We start from the raw sequence: 1,863 nt of genomic DNA on the forward strand, positions 1-1,863 counted from the left end.
GGTCCATGGCACGGTCCTGCTGCCCGGCACGGCGTTCGTGGACCTGGCGGTCCACGCTGGCGATCTGGCCGGGTGCGGCACGCTGGAGGAGTTGACGCTCCAGGAGCCGCTTGTCCTTCCCGGTTCCGGTGGCGTGCAGTTGCAGGTCCAGGTCGGTGACAGTGATGGCGACAGTGGTCGGCGGACGGTGACGGTCTCCTCCCGTGAGGGAGAGGGCGAATGGGTTCGGCACGCCGTTGGCGTGCTGGCTCCGGCTGGCAGTGAGCCTGTCCCGGCTCCGCTGGCGGCTTGGCCTCCGGCCGGTGCGGAGCTGGTTCCGGTCGATGACGCCTACGAGAGGTTTGCCCAGCGCGGTTACGGCTATGGGCCGGCGTTCCAGGGCCTGCGTCAGGTCTGGCGGGCCGGGGACACCGTCTATGCCGAGGTTGAGCTGCCCCAGGCTGTCGAAGCTGATGCTGCCGGGTTCGGCTTGCACCCCGCGCTGCTCGATGCCGCTCTGCACGGTCTGCTGGCCGCCAGCGATGGTGGCGGTGGGACGGGACTGCCGTTCGTGTGGTCGGGGGTGCGGCTGCTGGCCGGCGGTGCCCGCCACCTGCGAGTGGTGCTGGCCCGCGGGTCGGGCGGCGTCTCAGTCACGGCGTTTGACGCTGTCGGTGAACCCGTCTTGCAGGTGCGGTCGTTGGCGCTACGTGAGGCCTCGGCCGGTCAGCTTGCTGGGTCGGCCCGGCAGGTGCGGCAGTCGCTGTTCACCGTGGACTGGATCCCGCTGACGGTGCCGCAGACCCCTGACGCCGCCGCAGTGCAGTGGGTTCGGCACGGCCAGTCGGTCGGCTCCGAGGTGTCTCCGGTGGTTGTTGCGGCGGTGCCTGTGGCTCCGTCCGGGACGTCGGCGCCGCAGGCGGCCCAGCTCGCTGCCGCGACGGTGTTGGGGTGGGTGCAGCAGTGGCTGGCCGATCCCGAGACCGACAACGCGCGGTTGGTGATCTGGACCCAGGGCGTGGCTGCTGGGCAGGATCTGGCCGGCGCGGCGGTGGCGGGCCTGGTCCGCTCCATGCAGTCGGAGCACCCGGGTCGTCTGCTGCTGGTCGATGTTGACCCGTCAGCTGGTCTGGACCCGGACCGTGATGCCGACGTGGACGCTGTCCTGTCTGTGGCACTGGATGCCGATGAGCCTGAGGTCCGCATCCGTCCCGCTACTGACGGCGGGGGCGTGGTGGCGTTCGGTCGCCGGTTGGCCCGCGCCAGTGAGTTGGCATTGCCCGGTGGTTCGGGTTGGCGGGTTGAGGTGGCCCAGCCGGGTGACCTGGGCAGTGCGGCTGTTGTCGACGCTCCCGAGGCGGGCGACGAGTTGTCGGAGGGTCAGGTCCGGGTTGGTCTGCGTGCGGCGGGTGTGAACTTCCGCGACGTGGTGACCGGGCTGGGGATGGTCGCGGACAAGCGAGGCCTTGGTGGGGAAGGCGCCGGGGTTGTCCTGGAGATTGGCCCCGGAGTGACCGGTCTGGCTGTGGGTCAGCCGGTGATGGGCCTGGTGCCGAACTGGGGGCCGGTCGGGATCGTGGACAGCCGCCTGGTGGCTGCTATCCCGCGGGGCTGGTCGTTCCAGCAGGCCGCGGCAGTGCCGATTGGGTTCCTGACCGCGTTCTACGCGTTGCGGGATCTGGCTCAGGTCCGTCCCGGTCAGCGAGTCCTCATCCATGCCGGTACTGGTGGTGTGGGTACGGCTGCGGTGCAGTTGGCCAAGGCGTGGGGCTTGGAGGTCTTCGCGACCGCCAGCCCGGCCAAGCAGCCGGCCTTGCGGGCGATGGGTGTGGACGAGAGTCACATCGCCTCGACCCGGGACCTGGCTTTCTGTGAGCAGTTCTT

At 70.3% G+C, this 1,863-nt stretch carries 1 protein-coding gene and 1 pseudogene; both read left to right on the forward strand.

Features of this window, described 5'->3' with window-relative positions; all coding sequences use genetic code 11:
• Window positions 1–37 precede the first annotated feature (37 nt).
• Window positions 38–145: pseudogene (locus AQI88_RS49265) on the forward strand (hypothetical protein); the annotation flags it as partial.
• Between the two features lie 96 nt (window positions 146–241).
• A partial coding sequence (locus AQI88_RS42165; RefSeq protein ID WP_341849537.1) for a polyketide synthase dehydratase domain-containing protein occupies window positions 242–1,863 on the forward strand: 1,622 nt, incomplete at its 3' end.

It is taken from the genome of Streptomyces cellostaticus, from assembly GCF_001513965.1.
GTDB lineage: Bacteria > Actinomycetota > Actinomycetes > Streptomycetales > Streptomycetaceae > Streptomyces > Streptomyces cellostaticus.